Raw genomic sequence first — 24,832 nt, forward strand, 5'->3', positions numbered from 1 at the left:
CTCCTTTATAATTCGATTCTGCTACGGCACATTTATAAATTTGATATTATCCACATAAGCTGTTCCTGTTGCCCCCGAGTCGCATACAATTCTCAATACTACACTTGAAGTTTGTGATTTAGTGGTAAATTCTATTTCGCTATCACCCCATTGTTTTTTGGTTACATTAAATAATGTGCCTCCATCGTAAATTAATTCGCCTTTCGCATTAAATTCAAGCCAATCCACGTATAGCACACCAGTATTTAATGAATTGTACAGCGAAGCGCTTAACTTATACTTTGTATTTGGAGTAACAATAATTTGCCCATAATCTGCTGTAGCTGTAACAGGTTTATTTGAAAAGAATTTCATACTCGTTAACCCATCTTTCGCAAATCCTCTGTATAATGATATTTCTGGAGAAGATGCATACCATATCAGGTCATTTTCTTCAAAATCTGTCTCTAATAAAGGAAGCTTTTCACCTTTACTGAATTGTATTGCATCAAAATATACTGTGCCGGTAGCACCTTCATCTGCAACTGCCCGAATAACAATTTTGGTAGTTGTAGGCTTTGTAGTAAATTCCACAGCACTATGTTGCCATGTTTTATTTTTGCCCGTTGCATATACGAATCCTCCATCAAACACCAGCTCACCCGCATTATTGTATTCCAACCAGTCAACGTATGTATTACCTGTACTTAAGGAGTTATTTATCCATCCGCTTAGTACATACTTGGTGTTAGGTGTTACAATGTAGTCACCACACTCCGCCGTAGCCGTAAGCGGATAATTGGAATAAAAGCGTAAACTTTGCTTACCATCTTTAGCACCATCAGTGGAGTATGTAAAAACACTGCTAGGTAAATCGGTGTACCATGAATTTTGATACAACTCAAAAGAATTAAAAGATATGGGAAGGGTATTCCCTTTCTCGAATTTAATATCATCGAAATAAGCTTCACCTGCTGCTCCACCATCAAGCACAACCCTTAAGATAATTTTGGCAGTCTGTGGCTTTGTAATAAATTCTTCCCGATCATATTGCCATTTGTTCTTATTTACAGTAACAATTGTCCCCCCATCGTAGATGAGTTGATGGGACGAGTTATATTCCAACCAATCAATGCTCGCATTACCACTTGTTAGTTTGTTATTGATCCAGCCGCTTAATGTGTACAATGTGTTAGGTGCAACGTCTATCATTATAGATTCAACTGTCGCCACTGTGGGCTGTGGTGAATGAAAATAGAGACTTTGTGCCCCTTCTTTAAAGATATTATTAGACAAAGAAAAGAACGAATTTTGAATCTTAAAATTTGTTGATTCTGTGCGTGCATCAAATGAAGACTCCAGAATTAAAAAGTCTTTCGAGGTGCTATATTTCCCTAGAATATTACCGTTGTTATCGTAAGTGAAGATTCTCTGATACTGTATATTTTCTTTGATATATGTCTCCGATTTTAATCTTGAATTTTGATCATAATTATAATTAGAAGCTATCAATAATTTAGGAAAAGTAGTCAAAATGATAACTGCAAATACCATTGACGCTATCCGTTTCTTCATCAGAACTCTCCTATAAAGTTTTAGTAAAAATAATCTTAGTTCCTTACATCTACCGAGAGTATACCGATAATACGGCTATTACCGTAAGCGTCGTAGGAATAGACATGGGTAGAATATGCACCTAATTCATTATTGTGCTTGTAATAAGGGATGCGAATTCTCCAGCTTGTACTGCTTAAACGCTCTTCCTCAATCCATGGTTCTTCAATATCATCATGACCATTTTTTTCAGTCCAGGTTGGAAAACGCACTGGAAGGAATCCCATTTACGGTAATATCATAAAAACCACTGCCAAGGTATGCCACATTTGAATACGTATACTTAATTGTATCTACCACATTAAACTCCCACGCTCCACTGTACTTCCCATCTGCGTACACATGGGTTATGTATCTGCCAAGTTCAGAATTATGCTTTGAGTAAACAACGGTTCCCTTCCAGACACCATCGGCTACCTTCCCCCCTTCAATCCATTCAAGAGCATCCTGATCTTTATTTGCAGTCCATGTTGGAAATTGAACTTTTTGCGCTTGAGGGTCTAGACCATATATGTATACATCATAGGAAACTCCCGAAATATCAGTCTCATTGGATCCTCCTGTCCCACCTCGAACTATAACTGTAAGACCATTCATGGCACTTGAATTGTTATACTTATCATAAAAGTAAATATCAGTGAAGTAATTTCCGGTTTCAAAGTTATGCTTGCTAAATGGTATACGAATTCTCCATGTTGTATCATTTAACTTCTCACCCATAATCCAGGGATTTTCCAAGTCATCTTGCCCCTTGTATTCGGTCCATGTAGGAAATCTGACCTCTCTCACTGTTTTGGCTACTCCGCCTACACTAATCTCATAAAACCCATTAGCTAATGATGCCGACTGAGGAGAAGTAACTTTTGTAGTAGTCTGCACTTGTGCGGTTAACATTTCAGTAATTTACCATCACCATAAATATGTGTATTATATATTCCAGTAATCTCTCCGTGTCTGGACAGCACTACCGTAGCTTTTCAGACACCAGGTGCAACCTTTTCACCGTTTATCCACTCAATATCGTCTTGTCCGTTTAATTCTGTCCAAGTAGGAAAACTTACTTGCTCTAAGCATTCTGAAACTCCCTTTAAATAGATATCATAAGAGGACGCAGAAGTGCTAACGGTGTAGGATTCCGTTGAATATTCCATACTTTTCTTCAATATGTTTCCATTACTATCGTAGCTGTATGACATCATGGAATTATTCGGAAGAATCTCTGTTTCCAATCTGCCTTTATTATAAATATATCTTTTGCTTCTGTTTCACTTCGCCTCGATCCACCAGGATATAGTTGGACATTGTTGCGTCAGCAGCCTTTGCATCTTGAGCCTGTACGTTTAATAATAAGCAGAGTAGAGAACAAATAAAAAGTCTACTCAGCTCCTTTATTCTGGCCATGACATCTACGCTCCATCTCTTAACTTTTTCAATATAATATGTATTTCTCAGCTTTCTGCGTGTGACCGCTCCTTCCTTAAATCTCAACAAATCAAAGCATACGAAAAAGCCCATACTGCTGTTCCATAATGGGCATTCGTAAGACAGACCAACGAACTAATTTACATTTCCTTCTTATGTATCCCCATTTTCAATCATATGATAACAATACAAATTTGGAAATGGTGGGAAACTGTCGAATTATAGGAAGTTATGTATAATGCCATCGAAATCAATGCAAAATACATGAAAATATCGAAAAATGCAGCATGCAGGTTCCCTTAGGATGATTGACCACATTCAATTTACAACAAAAAGAATGATAAAAGACGACTGAAATCACATCTGCGATTCAGTCGTCTTTTGCTAAACTCCTAGAAACTAATACTGTGCAAATGATCACAATCGCAGCTTAAAAATGATCAATCGTAACCGAACTTAGCTGAGGTGACCATTTATTTTCCTTAGTCCCACTCCATTTAATCTTAACAAAATTAGCATCAGACAGATCATGTAATGAGACGGTATATTTAATCCAATTCGCTGTCTTTCCAAGCATAATAACTCTAGGGTTCTTCCTCTTCCATTGAATACCATCGGCTGAGATATAGTACTCTAACTTCCCACCTTCGCTATCATCCGCGTAAATAACAGAATGGAAATTCCTTATGTCATCCTGTTTCCAAATGATTTCTTCATCAGTGAAATTCTTTCTCATAATCCTAGCTTTATCATTATCAAAATAAGCAAGATTCCTATTATCCATAACCAAATTACTGGTATGCGACAAGGATTTGCTCCAATCGCTTAAATTATCTGTTAATGACTTCATACCGGTTTGATAATTGATAGTGACTTTACTAACTTGGGGAGTCCAGAAATATCCCTCCGAACCAGTCCACTTTATTTTCACAAAATTCGTGTCATAAAGATGATCTAAGGCATAGGACAATTAGAGGCCAATCCCTGTATAGTTCGCCTTCTATAATTTTCGGTATACGCATCCTCCAGTTCACACCATCAAACGACGTATAAATTTTAAAATGTGGCATATGTTCAGGGAAGAAGAATGTCTTAACTTTAAAACTAACTATTCCTTCTTTCTTCCGTACTAATTCCTCTGAAGTAAGTGATGTTCGCATGACGCGTGATAAATCATTATTAAACGTTAAAGGGTTACTATTGTCAAAATATAAATTATTACTTCAAGAGAAGACTTTGCTAAAGTCATTCAATTCGTCCGTAAAAGTCGAGACATTCTTTTCATAATGCATAGTTACACTGCTTATTTGAGGCGACCATATTTCTCCCTGTATGTTATTCCAACGTACCTTCACATAATTTCCCCCACTCATTGATGTAAGGATATTTGTGTATTTAGACCAGCCTCTAGAAGCTTGAGCCGAATTAATTAATGGCTTAGCCTTATCCCAAGCTCATGTTTTCTTCAGCCAGATATTTACGACATTAAGATAATGTACAACAAGAAAGACCACATGGAGTATTCAACTCACATATGGTCAAATGATAAAGAAAAATTATAAAATTATTAATTGACCTTTTGTAATGTATTTTTTATTTTTAGCAATAATTGATAATATTCTTCTCTTTCTTGATCGGAGTACACCTCTCTATCTTCCGGCAAGTTCAATTCATTATTTTTAATTAATCTTATGAACTCATCAATAAATGAACTAATTGTACTTGTAACGATAGAATTTTCTTCCCATTCATTCTCGTTAACTTGAGCAATTGCTTCCATAATTTCTCCATCCCCTAAATAACCAGCAAGGGGGTTTAATCTTAACCTATTCAATGCTTCTGGAATAACGTATTTAAGATGCATCGTTTGTCTAATCAACTTCGCTATGTCTCCATGATTTAAGTTTTTTATTTTTTTCTTCTGGATACTGTTGTACCACACTGAAAGTGGCACATCTTCGTCAACCTCAACTTCCTCAGTAAAACCCTCTAATTTTGATATTTCACCAATTGTAAGTTCATTTATGTTTTCATTCATAATATCATCCTCCTATGGTTTAACCGAATTTCTGATCTTCTTTACTTCATTTAGAAATTTTTGTCCTTTATTAATGGCATCCTGAACTGCTTTTTTTGTAACTTCTGAAGTATTCTCGATAAACGGCTTGCTTTTTTGAGCATTTTTAAGTTTATCTATCATTTTTTCAATTTTGGCTTCTGATTGCTCAACTTCCTTAATATGATTCCAAGGTTTACCTGTTTTAGGGTTCAACTTCACATTACCATTTTTATCGTATAAGAAACCATCCTTTAACTCTTTTTCATATGCTTCAAGATGCTTTTTGTTATTTACCGCCTTTAAGTTTTTTTCAATATTGTCGATTTGATCTTTTTGTGTTTTTGATAATTCGTTATTAATAATTTCTTTATCACTAAGCGGCTTATCACTTGTAGCCCATCGATATAGCTTATAGATACCATATCCTGTAGCTGCAACTCCCGTAACTACTAATGCCACTTCCCCAACTCCTGGAACTAAATAAATACCAGCAGCCATTGCAGCATGTCCCGTAGGATCACTATAAATCAACGGATTATTGTGCACATACGTATACAAATTCAAGCTCAGTGGATTATCAATCTGCCCTTCATACGTATCCTCATTTAAAAACCGCCCCATACTCGGGTCATAGTATCGTGCCCGCAGATAGTAAAGGCCCGTTTCAGCATCATATACTTCACCCGTGTACTTGAAGGAGTTCGAGGTTCCCTCCACCTGGCTGGTGATGTTCCCCCATTCATCGTACGTGTAGTTATTAACAACTGCTCCACTCGTATTCACAATCTGCACCACGTCTCCGTGGCCATTGTATAGGTAGTAATAGTCCTTGGAAGCCTTCTTGTCTTTCTTGACAAGTACCCGGTCCCCACGCACAAAGTTTGCTTGTTCTACGAACACACCGTTCACAATTTTCTCTTCGGAAATCACTTGGCCCTGGAAGTTATAATTCACTTGGGTTTGCGTATTGCCGTTCGTCTTCATGAACCGCATGCCGTCTGCATAGTACTTGAAGCTCGTTGCTGAACCACCCTTGGTCACGCTGGTCAGGGTGTTCTGCAAATCATACGTATAGCTCGTATCCATCGAATCAAAATTCAAACTGCTTGTATCGGATACGGTTTGCCGGTTACCACGCACATCGTAGGTATACTTAGTCTGACTGCCATCCGGACGGGTGATGGTTTCCAATCGATTCAATCCATCATATAGATAATGAGTTGTCTGTGCTGCGGATCCATTGCGCGACTCACTAACCGAGGTCCGGTTACCATTGTTGTCATAGCCGTAACTGTAACTGGAGAGAGCCACACCGCCTTTTGTATTCGTCAGCGTCTCCGTCCAGCCTAGCGCCTTATTATACGTATATTTGCTGATTAGCTTACTTCCGTCTGTTAGCGTCGGATATTCAATGGTGTTTACCAGGTTATTCGCAGTATAGCTATACAGTGCATTGACGGACGGATCACCATTCAGTATCGAGCTTCCATCCGTCTGCACCTTTTCCAGTCGTTCCTTTTTATATTGATACTGTGTAAAGAAGCCCATGTAGGTATCGCTAATTTCTGTTATACGCCCAAGAGAATCCAATTCATTTCCAATCCGCGCGTGGTGACTGCCTGACACCGAATACGTTTCACGCACTTGACCCAGTTCATTCAGGGTTTGCGTTTGAGTAGCCGTCAACACACCATTCGTCAGCGTTTGGATCGTCTGTTTCGACGGGTCCATGTCACCAAAAATCATTCTCGTTTCCTGTGACTGCGCCACATTATTGACTACGCCTTGGATTGTACTGGTTTTCAGCTGACCCATTTCGTCATACGTATACGCTAACGAGCTTCCGTTACGGTCAGTTTTTCTTTCCAATTGGCCCAAGTTATTGTACGTATAGCTCTCACTTTGTGAGGCAGCATCCTGTTTCACGCTGAGCAGACCCAATTCGTTATAAGTTTTGGTGTTCAGTGTCTGTGGTGTGCCGCCTTTGGCCTGAATCGTAATCTGGCTTAGTTGTCCGTTACCATCATAAAGGTAGTTTGTCGTTTGGTTCAAGGCATCCTTTACTGCGTTCAAACGTCCTAAGGCATCATAAGCATAAGAAGTCGTAATCCCGTTTTCATTTACATTACCGTTCGGGTCGGTATAACCCGTCACCTGTCCTATAATATTGTACCGGTAGGACTCTGTGATTCGCTGCTGATTCGCCGGCCAATCTTTATAGGTGGACGCTGATAGCTTATTCCCCCAGGGGTCAAAACTTTCCTGAACATAGTTCAGTGCCTCACCCGTATTCTTGTCTTGGAGATAGCTGGTGCTGGTCCGCGATTTGAGATCATAGTCACTAATGATTATATCGTTATTGGCAGTGGTCCCCCGGTTTTGCCGGCCCCAAGCATCGTAGCTGGCGGTGATCTCATTTCCCAGTGCATCTTTCTGATAGATCGGTCGGCCCAGATCATCATAATGATATTGGGTAAATTCCCATTTCCCGCTATTCGGATCATAGTGCTCTTCCAGCAGCGCAAGTCCCAGACCGTTATAGAGCACATTGGCATAGGTCTTGGTTGTTTTATTGTTAGCGAGATTGGTAAGCGTACGGATGGAATCCACTTTTAAAACATAAGTCCCCGCGTTAACTGCATCGAAATTTGAAGACGTTTGATGATAGTAATGGTAGTCGACAACCTCACTGTAACGTTCACCATTAGCATTCGTCTTTTCTGGATAGGTTTCTTTTTCCAAACGGCCAAACGCATCATATTTATAGCTAACCGTATGGTTGTCTCCAATAGTTTTACTCAACAATTGACCATTTCCTTTATCATAGGCCATCGTTACTTTAACATTTTTTTCAGTATCTTTACCGATATTGAAATATTGCTTTTCTTCTGTAGGATATGCATATCCATTTTCACTACCATAGCGGATAACCGATTTAGCTACAAGACCATTGTTTGCCCGGGTTTCGGCAGTAATCCGTTCAATTTTTCCAAGTCCATCAATGTAACCATAGGTATAGGAGGTCAGCTCGTTTTTGGCATTAATTACTGTAGCCGGACGCCCCTGTTCGGTATAGGTATAGTGTTCAGTGAGCGGGACAGGATCATTTTCATTTTGGTACCAGGATTTGGATTGCAAAAACTGAAATTCAGGTTCATAAGTGTATGTTGTGGTGAAATGTTGCCGCAAACTCAAGTTATTGAATTGTTCTAGGGGCATTGGTTTTGTTTGTGAAGCCACCCTCCCCCAGTCATCATAACTCGTCTCTGTAATCTGTTGATTTGCCGTAGCTTCGCTATCTCCTGCCGCATACTCGTAAGAAATTGTTCGGGTTGGAGAATAAATGAATACCGGGTGAAATTCAGAGTACTTGTTTACGATTCGTTCTCCGTTAGCAGCCAGTACATCAGTGGATAATAATCGCCCCTTACCGTCAAACGAATTGATTATTTGTTTCCCGTTATCCTTCGTGGTACTTTTTATAGTAATAGTAGAGCTATACCGGTTACTTTCGGGTATTACTCCTGGGTAATCCTCAAGTCTGGTACCGGTGTAATTACCAATATACGAATACGTTGCTTGATTATAAAAGGTACTGGCTGTCTGATCACTTCGCGCAGATACTTGGTATTCTTCCATGGTCTCGTAATAACCAATATGTCGAGTCACTAGGTTGAACTGATAGTTCGTTGTAGAATGCGGATACCTTATCTGTTTGATCAATCCAAACAAGTTATAATCTTGTTCTCCATAGTAGGCAGAGTGTGGATTGTATTTTCCAAATCGGAAGTCATATTCCAGAAAAATAGATTCATCCTGAGCTGACGTCTCTCCGTGATGCGTTATAGATGATAGAAAAGGAGAATATGTTTTAAGTTCATTGACTGTAGTTTTAACCCGATCTTTCTTCAAAGTAACCTTTTCGAGCAGCCGTTCGCCGTCGAATGCCTGAATATAGACATTTTCGCCATTAAAATTGGTTGACCCAGTCAGATTGTCTTCTTCATATGAAACCCTTATTTCTCTTCCTAATGAGTCGGTAATAGACTCGATTTGAGAATAATAACTTGAAGATTTATATTTATAGGTAATAGTATTACCAAAACGGTCTACAATTCCTATCAATTTATTGTCATTAAAATATTCTCTTTTGCCATCTGAATACTCCAGATAATATCGGGATTTTTCATCCCCATTAATAAAAATCCCGTCTGGATCGAATCGAAAACGTTTATCCTTACCTTTATAGTTTAACAAGTTTGTATAAGTAAGCAAATCGTCTCCCTGACTTGCAATCTGATATGCACTACCTTTACCATCGTGATAAAATAAAGTGTCTCCATATCTGCTTACATAGGGCAGTTAAAAGGACCAACCCATCCCTAAAGGTGAGGGCTCTCTCACCTGAGTGCTGTATCCCCAATAATCATCATATATCCGTTTGAAAGCATATGGGGATGATGAGTTATACATTAACCCTAATTCCAGATCCAATCCGTCTCGCCCAGGCAAGTGAATCAAATTCTTTTTCCATGTTAGATTTCCTGAAACTGGGTCTACCGTCTCATTAGTGCTACTGCGATCCTCGAATTGAGGTTTATTCGTCTGATTAATTTGTGCCATTTTTACGCCTTCAATAACACCGGAGACCGTCATATCAAAAGCTGTCATCATTGAATCAGCTTTAGCAAGGTTTTCTTGCTGGATGGCAGGCTCTCCGTATACGTCAAATGCCACAGTAGAATATTGTTTCATAGCTAATGGAGCTTCTATTTGATAAACAGAATCTGCCACTCGTTGACTGACATTCAGATTCAGATGATCCCGTTCCAATTCTCGCTGAATGTCTTCCCAAGCTACTCCGCCCTGCTGATACCATTTTAATAGTTCTAACGGAGTCTTCTCAGGAGCATCCTGAATCAACAGATTAATCCAGTAAATATCAGTTTGTGAAGCTCCTGTCTGTGCTAATTGTTTAATTTCTTCAGTGCTCAAATCCGGAGATATGGATTCAATCTTAGCATCCGCTTTTGGTCCTTGTTCTGCTTGCCGGGACAATTCAGCGTTCAATCGCCCCTGCTTCTCCAACGTCAGTGTTTTCAGGATAAGGATAAGTGGAGGTTGTTCCTGTTCTTCTCCGACTCCATACACAACATCATCAACCGTAGCTTTCACCTCGAGAGGAAAAGCTTCTGTTTTTGAAGCGATCTGGGATGTGCGCTTTGAAGAAAGCGGTCCAGGAGTTGGGGTAGGCGTAGGTGAAATGACAGAATCTAAATAGAGCTTGTCCAATAACCCGGGCATCGGAGACGGGCTAGGACTCGGATGATTTTTTGAGATTGTTTTGGCATTATCAGCAGATTGAGCGACTGCCACTCCACCCAAGCTCTGAAAACTAGATAAAAACAAAACGATCGTTAAAAGGATCGATAAAAGCTGCTTTGCCTTCTTATTAGATTTCAATATAAACTCTCCTGTCATTTTAAATATATGCATTTTAATAATTGGACTAACATTGACTGATTTCTAATATAACCAGCTCCTGTGCATAGGTTTACTCCTTTGGTTTCATTTCTACTGATTAGTTACATTCACTGTAACGCCTCCTACCGCTCGAATATTTCCATAACCATCGTGAGCATACAAATGAGTTATATATGTACCAGTCTCATTACCATGGTGGGCAAAAGGAATTCTTATTCTCCATTTGTTATTGATCTCCCGTTCACCTTGGTACCAGTAGATATCATCTTGACCATTACTATTGGTCCATGTAGGGAATTCCAGCCGAGTCACATTTCCCGGCACTCCTTCAATAGTAACTTCATAATATTTGTCACTTATCTTCGCTGTATTCGGTGCTTTTAAATTCTGTGAATTTGTCACATTAAACTCCCATGCTCCAAGAAACTTTCCACTCGAATAGACATGTGTAATATATCTGCCTGTTTCTGAATTATGTTTGGAGTATACGACCGTGCCTTTCCATACTCCATTTCCAACTTTTACACCTTCAATCCACTCGATGTCATCTTGGTTTTGATTAGCTGTCCATGTCGGAAATTGTACACTTTGTATTAACGGATCGACACCGTATATAAAAACGTCATACGATACTCCAGACAGATCTGTTTCCTTTGATCCTCCTGTTCCTCCTATTACATTGACAACTTTTCCTCCCAGCGCTGCCTTGTTACCATATCGATCAAACAAATACATGTGAGTGATATAATTTCCGGTTTCATAGTTATGGTTGCTGAACGGAACTTTGATTCTCCAAGAACCATCTGCAAGTTTCTCGCCTGTAATCCAGGGATTCACCAAGTCGTCCTGTCCTTTATTCTCAGTCCATGTCGGGAAGCGCACCTCTTTGATACTGTCTGCAATCCCGCTAACTTGAATATTATAAAAACCACTAGCCAGCGAGGTCTCTGAAGGCGCAGTAACCGTCACTTCATCGGTCCGAACTTCAGCTGCTGTTGACCCAACCATTGTTCCATCAGCATAAATATGTGTAATATATGTACCTAATTCTCCACCATGTTTGTTGAAGACAACGGTTCCTTTCCATACACCGTTAGCAAGTTTCTCTCCCACGCTCCACTCGATATCATCTTGTCCATTTCGATCTGTCCATGTTGGAAAATGTACTTGCTGGACATTTTGTTGCACTCCGTTTATGTATATATCATAGGAGACTGAGGTAATCCCGAAAATATAAGGTTCCGATGAAGATCCTTTGCTACGCTTCAACATATTCCCATTAGTGTCATAAGCGTATTGGATAATAGAATTATCTGGTAAAATTTCTGAATCCAGACGTCCCTGTTCATAGATGTAAATACGTTGCCGCTGTGATCCTTCGGTATTGATTACGATATAGTTAGAATTTGTTGATTGTGCAGTCACTATGGAAGCGAAGCTTCCCACACTGAGAATAAATATGAGGCAAAGATTTATCACAAGATATACTAACTTTTTAGTCACTTTTTGCATTCTCCAATCTGCAATATTTATTCGCAATATTAGATATCCTCTATGCAATCCCCCCCTCTTTGTTAGGGACATATGCAACAATCACAGCTGGTATTTAAATGTTTTTCATCTTCACCATATTCTCACTAATGTCCAACTTTGAGCACTGGTTCCGTTGTCTGTATGGATCTGCAATGGAGTACCTTCTGTACTGTTTCCTCCAGGAATATCTAACAATTTATTACTATTTACATTAACTAGGCTAGTTGTGCCATCTGCATGGTTTCTGAATATCCATTGTTGAGAGGTTGTCCCATTATCGGTCCAAATTTGAACAACTGATCCGTCTAATGTCTTACCACCAGATACTTCTAGAGCCTTGTTACTGTTTTTATTAATCAACTTATACTTATCACCACCCAAATCATATACCTGCCATATCTGTGAGTCCGTACCGTTGTCCTTCCAAATTTGTACAGGCGTTCCGTCTAAAGTTTTTCCTCCTGTAACATCTACGGCTTTACCGTTACCAGCATTTAATATTTTATATTCTTCTCCGTTTGTGATCGCCTTGACAAGTTTCCATTGTTGGGCTGTTGTCCCGTTCCTTGCCCAGATTTGCACAGGCGTTCCATTCTTAGTCTCTCCATTTGAGACATCAAGAACTTTATTGCTTAAAATATTTAAAAACTCATAAGAACTGTCCTTCTGTTCAACAACTCGCCATGCCTGTGAGTCTGTACCATTATCGTTGTATATTTGAACTTTGGTACCATCCGTAGAAGAGCCCCCGGATACATCTAATGCCTTTCCACTATTTACATTAATTAATTTGAAATAGTCATTTCCTGCTTTACACAGCAACCACCGTTGTGCATCTGTGCCATTATCAGTTTCAATCTGTACTCTTGTTCCATTAATAGTGTCTCCAGCATATACATCAAGAACCTTTTGGCTATTCACATTAACGATTTTATACTGTGAAGGCTTACAGTTTAAACTTTTATTACCAATCCTATTACCATTACTATCATATTGAAAATTTATATATTTACCTTCTGAAATATTCACAAGACTCAGTGCCCCTGTCTTAGTATAGATATACTTGATAGCGCTGGCTGTAGGGGTATTCACTAAAACTATAATGAACAAAATAGATAAAATTGTTACATGCTTTTTAATGCTTAACATCCCCTTCTCCCCTCTAACCTTCAATAGTTTTAGTCAAATTCCCGTTAAGATCATATGAATAGCGGACAACTCGATTATCTGGATACCTTACTAGCACCAACCTTCCATTACTATCGTATTGATAAGTGGTTAATTGCTGAATTATGATATCATCCACTGAGAGGGCACCTCCATTTCGGATTCCCCACAATAAATAATAATTCTCCTGATTCCCTGTTGTAAAAGTCACTGTCTTCTTTCCTTTTGTTCCTGTGGCATCATTCCATGTCGTCCAGCCTAATACTTCAACATTATCCATCCCTCGAACAAAGAAATAAAAGTGCCGATTTAAATCTTCTGGCATCATCTCAATAGCCTTATAAGAAAAACTAACTGAATAGGTTGTATTACTAAAGAACTTCACTTTACTAGTATCTGTAACTGCTAAATTTGACCATTCCATCTTTTTTGCTGATTTTATATAAGCAGAGTACTCTCCACTTACTACTTTAGTTGGTTCATTAGAAATTATTCCAGAGTCAGGTATCAATCCCGTCCCGCTAAAAGAGCCCTTTTCAAAGGATTCACTAACTTTCTTAATAAGGATATCATCCAGAGACAAGGCGCCCCCTTTATGAATCCCCCAGATCAAGTAATAATTATCTTATTACCGTATCTTCTTGATTGTCGGTACTTCTAGCTAAGAAATAAAAGTACGGACCGCTATTCAAATAATCCATGGCTAAAGATTTGTATGAAAAGGTGATACTGTAAGTCGTGTTTTTTTCGAAACTATATGTATCAGGGTCACTATAGGCGAATTCTTTCCAGTCTTCATTTAATTGTGAAGAGAGATAAGCAGAATACTGTCCGCTAATCACCTTTTCCGGTTCTTTAGTTAGAACACCAGAGCCTGCTTTAAAATATGTATCTGTAAAAGAACCTTTTTCAAAGGATTCACTGATCTTAACAATTTCAATATCATCAATAGACAGGGCTCCCCCGTTACTAATGCCCCATATTAAGTAATAATTCGGCTTGTTACCGGTTGTAAAAGTGATTATTTTATTTCCTGTACTGCCGCTATCATCATTCCAAGTCGTCCAGCCCTTATCTTCTACATCATCTTGGCTTCTTGCCAGAAAATAAAAATATCGATTACTTCCAGAGACCATATTAATTGATTTATATTTAAAGGTGACCTGGTATGTAGTATTTCTTTCAAACTTCATTTTGTTAGGGTCAGTATAGGAGAACCCTTTCCACGTTTCGTAAGGTAAGGAGCTTAGAAAAGCAGAATATTGTCCGCTTATTATTTTTGCAGACTCATTGGTAATACTGCCCGAGATCGCCTGAAAGTTTGTTGAAGTAAAGGAACCTCCTTCAAAAGATTCAGTATCAGATGAAGTATCTTTGGCGATCACTATATCATCTAGAGACAGGCTCCCTCCCGCATGAATACCCCAGATTAAGTAATAGTTTTCTTTATTTCCAGTAGTAAATGTCATCGTTCGAATACCTGTGCTCCCACTTACGTCGTTCCAGGTAGTATACCCTTTATCCTCCTTACCGTCCGTACTGCGAGCAAGAAAATAAAAAAATCGGTTAGGGTCCTGCGGCTGCATATCGATGGACTTATAAGAAAAAGTTACCGTGTAAGTTGTATTTTTCTCAAATCTAACTTTTTCAGGATTTGTATTGTTAAATTCTTTCCATACTTCTGATGACTGAGAGTTTAATAATGCTGAATACTTCCCGTTTACAACTTTTAGCGGATCATCGGTAATGATCCCATTAACCGGGATATAATTAGTCCCCGCATAACTCCCTTTTTCAAAGTTTTCTTTTGCCCCAAAAATGAGATCTGCAGCCATTGCTTTACTCTGACTTAATACAATGGCAGTGAAAACAAAAACGAAGAATAGCTTATTTAGTTATTTAATAATTTGGAACTCACTGAGCTGAAAATAATAACCTCCATTGTCATCTGTACCGAGCTTACTAGCATAAACTCGTATATAACGGGCGGTTACAGGTTCTTCAAAGATAAATCTCTTAATTAAACCGTTATTTACATAACCTGTATAGGATTGCCCTTGCACATCCTTCCAAAAAATAGCATCAGTACTGCTTTGTATTTTAAAATCAACAGGAAATCCGAGACTACTTCTTGGTGTCAATTGAATACCATTAATTTTTTGAATAGTTCCTGAATCAACTGCTACCCATTCCGTACTTGTTGATGGATAGCGCGCTACACTTGACCAGGTTGTTGAAACATTTTGATCCACTAATCTAGATGCTGGCCATCCACTGGTTGTCGAAGAAGTAGCTACAGTAGATAATTGAGTCTTAACATCAGCAAGTTGAAAATAATAACCACCATTATCGTCTGTACCAAGTTTGGTAACATAGACACGTATATACTGAGCAATTACAGGAGATTCAAAAGTAAAGGTTTGAATAGAACCGTTGTTAACATACCCCGTGTAAGCCTGTCCTTGCACATCCGTCCAAGATTTAGCATCAGCACTGCTCTGTATTTTAAAATCAACAGGAAAACCCAGTTTAGCTCTTGGAGTTAATTGAATCCCACCAATCATTTGGATATCTCCTGAATCTACTATTATCCATTCTGTACTTGTCGATGGATAGCGTGCTATACTTGACCAACTTGTAGAAGCATTTTGATCAACTAATCTAGATGCTGGCCAATCACTTAGTGCAGAAGAAGTGGCAACAGTAGAGAATTGAACGTTAATATCAGCTAGTTGAAAGTAATAGCCTCCATTATCGTCTCTTCCCAACTTCGTGGCATAAATTCTTATGTATTTTGCAACTACCGAAGACCCAAATTCAAAAGTACGGATCGAACCATCATTAATATAATTGCTATAAGAATGGCCTGGAATATCGGTCCATGTTTCCGCATCTTCACTAGATTGTATTTTAAAATTAACCGGGAAAGACAGCTTACTCCGTGGGGTTACTTGAACTCCACTTACTATCCTACTTTTACCAAGATCAACAGCTACCCATTCCACATCGCTTTCATTCCCTCTATTCTTACTAGACCATACTGTATGAGCATTATTATCACTCAGTTTATATGGTTCCCACCCCTCTATACTGGATGATGTGAAAATAGGATTACCTGAAACAGGAAACTTGCGTTTAAGATTTCCATTTTTGTCATATAAATAATATATAACACTATTTTTTGAGCTCACAGTATAATCCAATCTATTGTTGCTTGGATCATAATGGTAAACCATACTAGTAGTATTACTAAAAGTTTCAGCATATATAGAGGTCGGTCCCAAAATAATAAACAATAATATGAAACAAACAATTTTATAATCCCTCATTCATATCCTCCTTTAAAAAATGCATGACTCTCCTATATCCCCCGTCCTAAACGATCTAGTTGTAACTGAAAGAGACTGAGTCTAGAAAAAACATTCCCGCCCCGTCTTCACCGGTCGATCTTATAAGAAAATATACAGTAGCAGATACAGCACTCGGCGGTATAGTACCTTGATTGGTGAGTAACTTAAATCCATTAGTAACTTCATTTAACTCTTTTATACTATTTGCTATATAAGAGCCATTAGCCGAATAAAAATCAATGTACATTTGTACTTTTGCTTGATAGAGCATACTGGCATTAATATTTCCAGCGATAGTATATGTTTTGTTTGGGAGAACGCGAAGAGATTGTGAAACTCCCACATACTCATTATTAGGAATCCATTGAGCAGCTACCTTCTGTGACTTCTTTCCATTCAAGACTTGCTGATTGTTTAATGCAGACTTAATATTAATTTTTTTAATCTGATTCCCATTTAAATCGTACTTGAATAAAGTGTTAAAAGGCTGTCCATTATGCATGAACTTCATACTGGTCAATCGTCCAGCTTGGGAATATTGACTCACTGTGTTGTACGTGACAGGAATATCTTCAACTAGTTGAATCTCACTCTCCGATCCCTGCTGCTGAATGACAGTCCAATTTTTGGGCTCTTCTGTCCCAATATTACTTACTTCAAAATCCGAATTACTGAGCAGGTTAGAGTTATAGCTAAAAATCATATCATCAATATAAATTACTGCAGCCCCATTGTTATTTGTTGCTCGAATAAGCGCATATAGACGAACGGTTTCAGCGTTGCGGGGAACCGTACCAGTGTTTGAAACCGTCGTATATCCGCCGTATGTTGTACTTGGTAATTCAACAATATTGGCACCCAGATAGGAGCCCTGTGACATAAAATCAGCGTATAGTTGAACCTTGGCATTACTTAAATTATCTATTTTAATCCTTCCGCTTATTGTGTATTTTTGGTTAGGTATAACTTTCAAAATTTGACTGACTCCCACTGCAGCATCTGCAGAAATATTGGATGCTTCTATTTTTTGCACATGATTTTTCTTTTCATCTCTAAATAATTGAGTTTTATAAGACCCATTACCGAAGCTTGGAATCCAGCCTTTAGCTAAGACTGAGGATCCTTGAGACTCGAAATTCCCGTTATTTATGTTATTCGCTTCTTCACTATATTTAAAATCAAGTGAGTCAACGAATACAGTTCCAGATCCATTGTTGCTTGTACTTCGAATTAAAACATAAACTACTGCATATGTTGTATCATTTGGAATAAGACCCGTACTCGAAAGAGTAATATATTCTCCGTTAGTTACAGTATGGTGTTCAATGATACTTGCCCCCGAATAACCGGTCGGAGTCATAAAATCGATATATAACTGAGCTTTCGCATTAATTAAAGAGTTAATTGATATTGCACCGTTCACTTGAAAGTGCTCTCCTGGTTCTACTTTTATTTTTTGAAGGATTCCTACGTATTGGTTATTTGGTAAAGATGACCCGGTAATCTTTTGGGCTCTATTTCCGCTCATTGTCGGTGAAGTAATCGAATCAAAAACAGGATTATAAGAAGTTGTATAATCCCAGTCATCTGATTTTGATAGAGGAGTGGTGGAAGTTTCAAAATCAGCATTGGCAATTAAATTTGTATCATTTGTATAGATGAATCTCACACTATCAGCAATAAAAGATCCTGATCCATTTGTTGAGGTTGAACGAATTAAACAGTGAATAGCTACCGATGTTGCATCATTAGGCACCTGTGCATTTCCGCCCAAGGTTATGTATTGCCCGGTTGAATGACTGGGTAATTCGAAGATAGTAGAGCTTAGATAAGCGTCCTCTTTATAAAAGTCGGCATATAACTGAACTTTGGCATTCGAAATACTCTCAATATAAAATCTTCCGCTTAATGAAAATGGTTCTCCAGGTGTTACAGTAAAATTTTGTTTGACCGCAGCTATTTGTCCTTCAGGTAGGTTACTAACAGTAATTTTTTGTGCTCGCAGACCTTCCGAAACAGGAGTCTGTATAACCTCAAATATCCCTGATCCCTGTCGCTCCCAATCAACAGCTACTTTCTCATTGCCCGCTTGATTTTCAAATCCGGGATTTGAGATCAAATTATTAGAGTTTGAGCTTGCCTGGATTTCATTTGGATACATGATAATTACTAATATACAGAGGGAAAATAATTGAACACCAAATCCAATGAATTTATTACGGTACATGCTCATTTCTCCTTCATTTGAAGTTCTGTTCACTTAAAATGGTGCCTGTGTGCCTTACTGAAATCAGAAAATCAAAACACACAAAAAGCCCATACATGCTTTAACATGATGGGCATTCGTAAGACTGACTACAGAACTAATTTATATTTCCTTCTTATGTATCCCCATTCACAATCATATGCTAACAATTCAAGTTTGAAAATGGTGGGAAATTGTCGAATTATAGGAAGTTTTGTATAACTCCGTCGAAATCAATGCAAAATATATAAAACTCTTGAAAAGCGCATAGTTGGATTGTAGAAAACTTGCTACCAATTATTATTTATTATTCTCACATCGTCTATATCCAAGTAAGCTCCGGGTGCTTCTCCTCCAACAGCAAAACGTATGATAATATCAGTTGTGTTCGGTAAGGTTACAAAATCCATATAATGATTATGCCACTGCCATTCTCCTTTACTTACCGAGGAATGATTTTCGTTAATATTATTGCCATGGCTGTCAATTTGGATCACGCTCATCTCGGCATGTCCACTTTGGTTTAACGTATAACGCATCGCTGCACTTAAAGAATATCTCACATTAGCAGCCACAGGTATGAGAGACGAATGGGCAAATTGATATGAGTTTGCATCCCCAGTCCCGCTAAATAACCTAAATATAGTTATGCCATCTGTATATCCGAGAGTGTCTGTAAGTTCTCTTTGTGCACTTGGATGAATACTAGTTCCATTCCTCCATGCCGTGGTCCAAAGGTCCGGTAGATTATCAATACTATTCTTCGTTTCAAAGCTGGCATTATCATTAACCTCTGCGGCACCGGCTAATTCCATATTCACTTCATCTAAATCCAGATAAGCCGATTCTTCACCGCCAACAGCAAATCTTATTGCAATTTGAATTGTATTAGGTTGAGTGGTAAACACCTTTGAATTTGTATTCCATGTCCAACCGCCATCCTTGTAAGTATTATGTATCTCATTAGTTGTTGTTCCATTTGCAGAAAACTCCAAAATGCTAAGATTGGTACTGCCTTTGGTCAAGTTATAGCGCATACTCGCTGAAAGCCTATAAGTGGCACCACCGGTAACCGGAACTTTATCAGACAAGACATACATATATGAAGATACATCGCCTACTCCACTATATAAACGATACTGATAGTTCCCTTTAACCCCTGGAGCATTGGAATCTCTTCTTGCATATGATCCTGAACTTGCTCCGTTTCTCCAGGCCGTCTCCCAAAGATCTGGCATACCATTGCTGTTCTGATCCTTCTCAAATCCACCGTTTCCGTTAAAGGAGATATTAGCACGTGTAGTTGAATTAGCTTGGAGCACATTCACGAAATTAACTTTATCCAGATCCAGTACTGCATTCTCTTCACCGCCCACTGCAAACCGTATTCGAATAGAGGTCGCTTTATCCAACGTAGTAAAGGTAATTGAATTCTTATTCCAATTGCCATCCCCAGATCTGAAGGTACGAGCCGATTCTAAAATCGCATTGTTACTGGCGTCTACTTGAATGACTGTTATCTCTGTAGCTCCTGTCAGAAGCAAGTATCTCATATAAGCTTGGATACGATAAGTAGCCTTACCACTTACCGGTATTGCATCTGATAAGACATACTGATAAGAACTTGGATCCTTTTTACCATTGGTCAAACGGTAAAACTTTAATCCATCAACCGAATAATCCGTTGATGTCGCATTCATTATGGCGGCACTTGGTGAGGAACTAGAACCGTTTCTCCACGCGGTCTCCCAAACATCCGGCAGGTTATTACCATTATCATCTTTTTCAAAACTATAGTTATCATTGACCGGGAAGGTACTTACTGCAAAGTTACGCCAAGCTTCCATGGTCGTTTTTCGACTTTTCAAATTACCGTTATTATCATAGGCATACGTAGTTCTAATTGCAGTGTCATGTTCAGTCTTAGTACTGAGGACTATTCGACCATTTGTATCGTATGTGTAAGTAAGCCATTCTGCAAAAACCTGATAAGGAAGCATAGTAAAAATCACTGCGGAAATCAATAATAATCTGAACAACCTATAATATCTTCTCATAATCACATGCACCTTTCATTTTCGAAAATAAACATAATTTGGAGTCAGAAGAAATACTTAATTCCTAAATGATCTTCCCTCTGCATATCCAAGTAGGAAAAAATTGAATTTAGATAACAGTCGGATTCATCATGCTACAGAAATACATCCGTTTTCCCACATCGTTGTAGTGCTGTTGCATTGGCTCAAAGCTAAGATCTCATATGGGTCACTCATGGATTATCAGATATAAATTCAATTGAGGTTTATATGGCTACTGAAATATCGTCTACATATACTATACCTTGCGCATTATTGCCAGTCCCATGCAAATGAAGATGAATTCGTGCAGAAACTGCATTAACTGGAGATGTGAGATTTCCCGAGAATGTTATCGATTCATTGGAAATATAAGAACCATTTTGTGCATAAAAGTCAATATACAACTGAATTTGGATCGGTATAACATGTTAACATTGACATAGCTTTCGATACTAAATGGTTTATTGGGTATAACAAGGATATTCTGAGAAATTCCTATGTAATTATTGTTAGGTATGTCCGTACTGAAATTATTTGATATCGGTAAAGATACTGAAAAAAATGTTCAAGTAACGATGGCCTATGATAGAGGAAATGGTCAATATTTCTCATCCTTGCAAATACAAAACATTCGCTGTCGTGGTGCAAAGGGATGACATTTAATTGAACTTTTACGACCACAATGAAGCTTCGGGTTATCGCCTATGCCAAATGCACGATGAAAAAGAGCTGCCGGAGCCTCTCTTTAACACTTGGTTATGAAAACAATCTTCAAAGAATAAGCAAAATTATAATGAGTGTAGCGAACGAACGACACCATTTGATTTCATTACCTAATCAGATTCCACTATAATAAGTATTGACTGTCTTTACTGCTTCAATATTTTAATATCATCTATTGAAATAGCCCCACCGTAATGCATCCCAAAGTTTAGAAAATAATCGCTATACGTTCCTGTTACAAACTCTACTTGTTTACTTCCTCTACTTCCAATCGCCTCATTCCATGTAGTCCAACCAACATCATTGTTTCCATCACCTGATAGTGTCCTTACAAAAAAGTCAAAATACCCTTTACTTGCAGGTGCATCTATTATTTTGTAATTGAAAGTCACGCTATAAGATGTATTTGGTTCTAGGTTGATTTTATTTGTATCCGAAATCATAAATACTGTCCAATCCACACTTTTTGCCCCAACTCCATATGCCGAATATGCCCCATTTACGACTTTGCTTGACTCTTTAGTTATGGATAATTCACCTATTAATGGAACATAACTGGTTGCCGTAATGTCTCCTTTTTCAAATCCTTCAAACTCTCTATGTATTTTCTTCACCAGATTTCCATTCCTATCATAATAGAAATCCACATATGAATTATCTTTAGAATAAATATAGTCTATTCGATTCTGGTCATAACTATATTTCAACTCCTGACTCTTGGTACTTTCTGCAAAAGCTAAATTCTCATTTGAGTCACAATTAGTAAAAAAAAATAACAAAATAACAATTGACCCCAGAAAAAAATCTTCCTAAGCTCCATGATCCTCACCCATCTCTCCTTTGTATTCAATATAATTTATTTGTCTTTATTGATTCAATCTAGTTGGACGTTTGCATAAACCAGCAACATAAATATACGGCAATAAGAACTGAACTGAGTGATGCAAAAAACCTATGTCCTACAAGAAATAAAACCAAGAAAAAGAATTGACTCATAACAGATTAACAACGCAATATAACATTATGGATCTGCTTTCACAAGCATATGCTATTAATTCGAATTTGAAAATGGATGTAATTTGTCGTAATTAAGGGATTTTTGTATAATCATACTGGCATTTGTCATTGAGAAAATTATTAAAATCCTCTACTATAAAATTATTACAGGCGTTAAAACAGGTTATAATAAAAGGAGCTATTAAGCAAAACACAAGCAATGCAAAATCTTCTTTCTCCATACTCTGCATAGTTGTGTCATGAAAGTATCGCTCTTTTTTTGTTATTTAGCAAATTCCTGCAACACATCTTACTTAATCATCTGATCCATTATTTCCAATCAACGACTACTTTTTCATATGTAACTCCCCCGCAGCTTCCGGATGAACACAATCTGCCCGATATGATACGCATTATGTGTCGTTACATTCCCCACGGCCTCCCACCACCGGCTGCCTTCAAGCCTTGGAATGCTATTCTGCAGTTTCTCTTCCGTAAGCACATCCTGCCACGTTAACAACACCTCCAGCAGCAGCTGCTGCAGTTCATGGAACGGCTTCGCCGAAGCTGCCCGGAACGTGCTGTCATTACTCTCCACCTTGGGAACAGCATCTATACTGCCCTGCAAAAACCGTGTCTGCCAAGTCTTATTCCAGTAGAGCAGATGATTCACAATCTCAGCGATGGAGTTACTCTCCCCATCCGCCTTCCAATTCGCTTCTTCCTCACTCAAGCCCTGCACAGCTTCAGTAAAGGGAACATACCAGCTGGCATCATTCGCATTTGCTAACAGTTGGTTAGCCAAAACATCTTTTGTGTGGAACAATGTTATACCACTCCATCCTATATTTTTTCCTAAATAAACCCTCTCATTAAAGCTTAGGTTATCACATTTCCGGAACAAATAAGCCGGATACTATAATTACATCCGATTTTTACCGCCACACAATATCCCCTTTACAAATTTTAACTTATGGTTTATTTTAACATTAAGTCATCATTAAACATTACACATTTCCCCTTAACTTTTAATATTCGCAAAACTACACACGGGAGGCTTCCATGGCACCACACTTAAACGATACCCTGCGAAAAAACATTACTTTTGCCTACAATGAAGCTCTGGAATTTGTCGTGTCCCTCGGCATGATTGCCTGTGAAGGGCAGCTGCTGGCGGTAGCGGAGGATTACAAGCTGGAGATGGACCCTATGGCTCTGGCCTACCATGAAGAAGCACGCACACGCCTGTCGCCGCATGCCTACCGTGAGCTTCAGTTCTTTTTTGGCTATAACTTTTTCCACAAAGCGCTGGATTTCGCCTTTTATGAATCGGTCTGTTCTTATGCTGAACCGCTGAGCGTGGAGATGTGGCTGGCCCGGCTGGAGGAAAGTCCTGCAGAAAAGACCGTGTCCGAAATGGTGTACGGGGTGTATCACGATCATCTGGATGAGCTGCTGCAGGGGCATGACTGGGAGGTTGCCAAACATGATATCCCGCTCCTCGCCGGGCTTGTAAGAAATACCGAGCCTCTGCAGGAGGTCGCTGCCGCGCAAGAGCCGCTGCTGGAATGCCTGAATTACCCGGAAGAATGCAAGCTGCGGTATATGCAGTTTCTGCGGCAGTTCCACAAGGATATATTCTCCCACTGGAGCGACGCGCTGCGTAACGAATCTGAGCAAGGCAGAGTCTACTATGAGCCGCTGTTCCAGGACAACCCGGAACGGTTCATCCGTGAGATCAACACCAATGATCCTGCCCAGTATGATATCCCCACCACTTTTCACATCAGCTTCATGTCACAGGTCGGCAATTACTTTCTTCATCTGTACAAAGATACCGGGGAGCTCGGCTGGGTTGTGTTTGGGATACATAATGAGCAGGCTTTTGGGCCTCCGGCTGCCCGGGAGAAGGTAGAACTGTTTTTGAAAGCCTTTTCCGATAAAAGAAGACTGGACTTTCTCCTCCTGCTCAAAAAACGTCCGCATTACGGACAGGAGATTGCAGCCGCACTTGGCATTACCCCGGCAGCAGTTAATTACCATGCCAACTTCCTGTTCTTCCTGGGCCTGATTGAGCTCAAACGGGAGGATCACCGGCTGTATTACCATCTTCACACAGACAAACTGGAGGAGCTGCTCTCCCTGACGTCCAAAGTGATGCTGGATGAGGGATATTAGCCCG

19 protein-coding genes are annotated in these 24,832 nt (G+C 38.9%); 2 read left to right on the forward strand and 17 right to left on the reverse strand.

Features of this window, described 5'->3' with window-relative positions:
* Positions 1–21: 21 nt before the first annotated feature.
* The 15 genes from C2I18_RS01025 to C2I18_RS01090 form a co-directional block, all read right to left on the reverse strand.
* Positions 22–1,554 (reverse strand): hypothetical protein, encoded by a 1,533-nt coding sequence (locus tag C2I18_RS01025; RefSeq protein ID WP_249899442.1) that lies wholly within the window; start codon positions 1,552–1,554, stop codon positions 22–24.
* Positions 1,555–1,589: 35 nt separating this feature from the next.
* Positions 1,590–1,820, reverse strand: a complete 231-nt coding sequence (locus C2I18_RS29765; protein ID WP_481857863.1) for a GBS Bsp-like repeat-containing protein — start codon at positions 1,818–1,820, stop codon at positions 1,590–1,592.
* On the reverse strand, positions 1,783–2,472 hold the full coding sequence (locus C2I18_RS01030; protein WP_249899443.1) for a GBS Bsp-like repeat-containing protein: 690 nt from the start codon (positions 2,470–2,472) through the stop codon (positions 1,783–1,785). The genes C2I18_RS29765 and C2I18_RS01030 overlap by 38 nt, the downstream gene beginning before the upstream one ends.
* 98 nt (positions 2,473–2,570) lie before the next feature.
* Positions 2,571–2,822, reverse strand: a complete 252-nt coding sequence (locus C2I18_RS01035) for a GBS Bsp-like repeat-containing protein (protein ID WP_249899444.1) — start codon at positions 2,820–2,822, stop codon at positions 2,571–2,573.
* 623 nt (positions 2,823–3,445) lie between these two features.
* Positions 3,446–3,985 carry a hypothetical protein gene (locus tag C2I18_RS01040; protein ID WP_249899445.1) on the reverse strand — a complete coding sequence of 180 codons (540 nt, stop codon included), beginning with the start codon at positions 3,983–3,985 and terminating at the stop codon, positions 3,446–3,448.
* A 597-nt stretch (positions 3,986–4,582) separates the two neighbouring features.
* Entirely contained in the window at positions 4,583–5,053 is a 471-nt protein-coding gene (locus tag C2I18_RS01045; RefSeq protein WP_249899446.1) for a contact-dependent growth inhibition system immunity protein, read from the reverse strand.
* Positions 5,054–5,065: 12 nt separating this feature from the next.
* Positions 5,066–9,331 carry an RHS repeat-associated core domain-containing protein gene (locus C2I18_RS01050; protein WP_249899447.1) on the reverse strand — a complete coding sequence of 1,422 codons (4,266 nt, stop codon included), beginning with the start codon at positions 9,329–9,331 and terminating at the stop codon, positions 5,066–5,068.
* A 105-nt stretch (positions 9,332–9,436) separates the two neighbouring features.
* Positions 9,437–10,537, reverse strand: a complete 1,101-nt coding sequence (locus C2I18_RS01055) for a hypothetical protein (RefSeq protein WP_249899448.1) — start codon at positions 10,535–10,537, stop codon at positions 9,437–9,439.
* Between the two features lie 111 nt (positions 10,538–10,648).
* The gene (locus tag C2I18_RS01060) at positions 10,649–12,061 is read right to left on the reverse strand and encodes a GBS Bsp-like repeat-containing protein (RefSeq protein WP_249899449.1); all 1,413 of its coding nucleotides are present in this window, start codon (positions 12,059–12,061) and stop codon (positions 10,649–10,651) included.
* Positions 12,062–12,181: 120 nt separating this feature from the next.
* The gene (locus C2I18_RS01065) at positions 12,182–13,240 is read right to left on the reverse strand and encodes an RICIN domain-containing protein (protein ID WP_249899450.1); all 1,059 of its coding nucleotides are present in this window, start codon (positions 13,238–13,240) and stop codon (positions 12,182–12,184) included.
* 13 nt (positions 13,241–13,253) lie between these two features.
* A complete protein-coding gene (locus C2I18_RS01070; RefSeq protein ID WP_249899451.1) occupies positions 13,254–13,841 on the reverse strand; it encodes an RHS repeat domain-containing protein in 588 nt (195 codons plus the stop codon).
* Between the two features lie 37 nt (positions 13,842–13,878).
* The gene (locus C2I18_RS01075) at positions 13,879–15,093 is read right to left on the reverse strand and encodes a hypothetical protein (protein ID WP_249899452.1); all 1,215 of its coding nucleotides are present in this window, start codon (positions 15,091–15,093) and stop codon (positions 13,879–13,881) included.
* Positions 15,094–15,153: 60 nt separating this feature from the next.
* Positions 15,154–16,587 carry a discoidin domain-containing protein gene (locus tag C2I18_RS01080; RefSeq protein ID WP_249899453.1) on the reverse strand — a complete coding sequence of 478 codons (1,434 nt, stop codon included), beginning with the start codon at positions 16,585–16,587 and terminating at the stop codon, positions 15,154–15,156.
* A gap of 55 nt (positions 16,588–16,642) precedes the next feature.
* The gene (locus tag C2I18_RS01085; RefSeq protein ID WP_249899454.1) at positions 16,643–18,835 is read right to left on the reverse strand and encodes a carbohydrate binding domain-containing protein; all 2,193 of its coding nucleotides are present in this window, start codon (positions 18,833–18,835) and stop codon (positions 16,643–16,645) included.
* A 308-nt stretch (positions 18,836–19,143) separates the two neighbouring features.
* Positions 19,144–20,892 carry a hypothetical protein gene (locus tag C2I18_RS01090; protein WP_249899455.1) on the reverse strand — a complete coding sequence of 583 codons (1,749 nt, stop codon included), beginning with the start codon at positions 20,890–20,892 and terminating at the stop codon, positions 19,144–19,146.
* A gap of 554 nt (positions 20,893–21,446) precedes the next feature.
* Between C2I18_RS01090 and C2I18_RS01095 the strand changes: the two genes are divergently transcribed.
* Positions 21,447–21,587: a hypothetical protein gene (locus C2I18_RS01095; RefSeq protein ID WP_249899456.1), complete on the forward strand. Its 141-nt coding sequence runs from the start codon at positions 21,447–21,449 to the stop codon at positions 21,585–21,587.
* Positions 21,588–21,800: 213 nt separating this feature from the next.
* Here the strand turns inward: C2I18_RS01095 and C2I18_RS01100 are convergent, their stop codons facing one another.
* Together C2I18_RS01100 and C2I18_RS01105 are read right to left on the reverse strand one after the other, a co-directional pair.
* Positions 21,801–22,361, reverse strand: a complete 561-nt coding sequence (locus C2I18_RS01100) for a hypothetical protein (RefSeq protein WP_249899457.1) — start codon at positions 22,359–22,361, stop codon at positions 21,801–21,803.
* A gap of 644 nt (positions 22,362–23,005) precedes the next feature.
* Complete coding sequence (locus C2I18_RS01105) at positions 23,006–23,476, reverse strand: DinB family protein (protein ID WP_249899458.1); 471 nt, start codon at positions 23,474–23,476, stop codon at positions 23,006–23,008.
* 236 nt (positions 23,477–23,712) lie between these two features.
* Here C2I18_RS01105 and C2I18_RS01110 point away from each other — a divergent pair, with 236 nt between their 5' ends.
* The gene (locus C2I18_RS01110; protein WP_249899459.1) at positions 23,713–24,828 is read left to right on the forward strand and encodes an ArsR/SmtB family transcription factor; all 1,116 of its coding nucleotides are present in this window, start codon (positions 23,713–23,715) and stop codon (positions 24,826–24,828) included.
* Positions 24,829–24,832 lie beyond the last annotated feature (4 nt).

Source organism: Paenibacillus sp. PK3_47 (assembly GCF_023520895.1).
Lineage (GTDB): Bacteria > Bacillota > Bacilli > Paenibacillales > Paenibacillaceae > Paenibacillus_AQ.

Excerpts from the sequence above, each read along its gene's own strand:
- C2I18_RS29765 (WP_481857863.1), bottom strand. The coding sequence starts at position 1,820 with ATGGGATTCCTTCCAGTGCGTTTTCCAACCTGGACTGAAAAAAATGGT.
- C2I18_RS01110 (WP_249899459.1), top strand. The coding sequence starts at position 23,713 with ATGGCACCACACTTAAACGATACCCTGCGAAAAAACATTACTTTTGCC.
- C2I18_RS01065 (WP_249899450.1), bottom strand. The coding sequence starts at position 13,240 with ATGTTAAGCATTAAAAAGCATGTAACAATTTTATCTATTTTGTTCATT.
- C2I18_RS01095 (WP_249899456.1), top strand. The coding sequence starts at position 21,447 with ATGTCCGTACTGAAATTATTTGATATCGGTAAAGATACTGAAAAAAAT.
- C2I18_RS01045 (WP_249899446.1), bottom strand. The coding sequence starts at position 5,053 with ATGAATGAAAACATAAATGAACTTACAATTGGTGAAATATCAAAATTA.
- C2I18_RS01085 (WP_249899454.1), bottom strand. The coding sequence starts at position 18,835 with ATGTACCGTAATAAATTCATTGGATTTGGTGTTCAATTATTTTCCCTC.
- C2I18_RS01075 (WP_249899452.1), bottom strand. The coding sequence starts at position 15,093 with ATGGCTGCAGATCTCATTTTTGGGGCAAAAGAAAACTTTGAAAAAGGG.
- C2I18_RS01080 (WP_249899453.1), bottom strand. The coding sequence starts at position 16,587 with ATGAGGGATTATAAAATTGTTTGTTTCATATTATTGTTTATTATTTTG.
- C2I18_RS01025 (WP_249899442.1), bottom strand. The coding sequence starts at position 1,554 with ATGAAGAAACGGATAGCGTCAATGGTATTTGCAGTTATCATTTTGACT.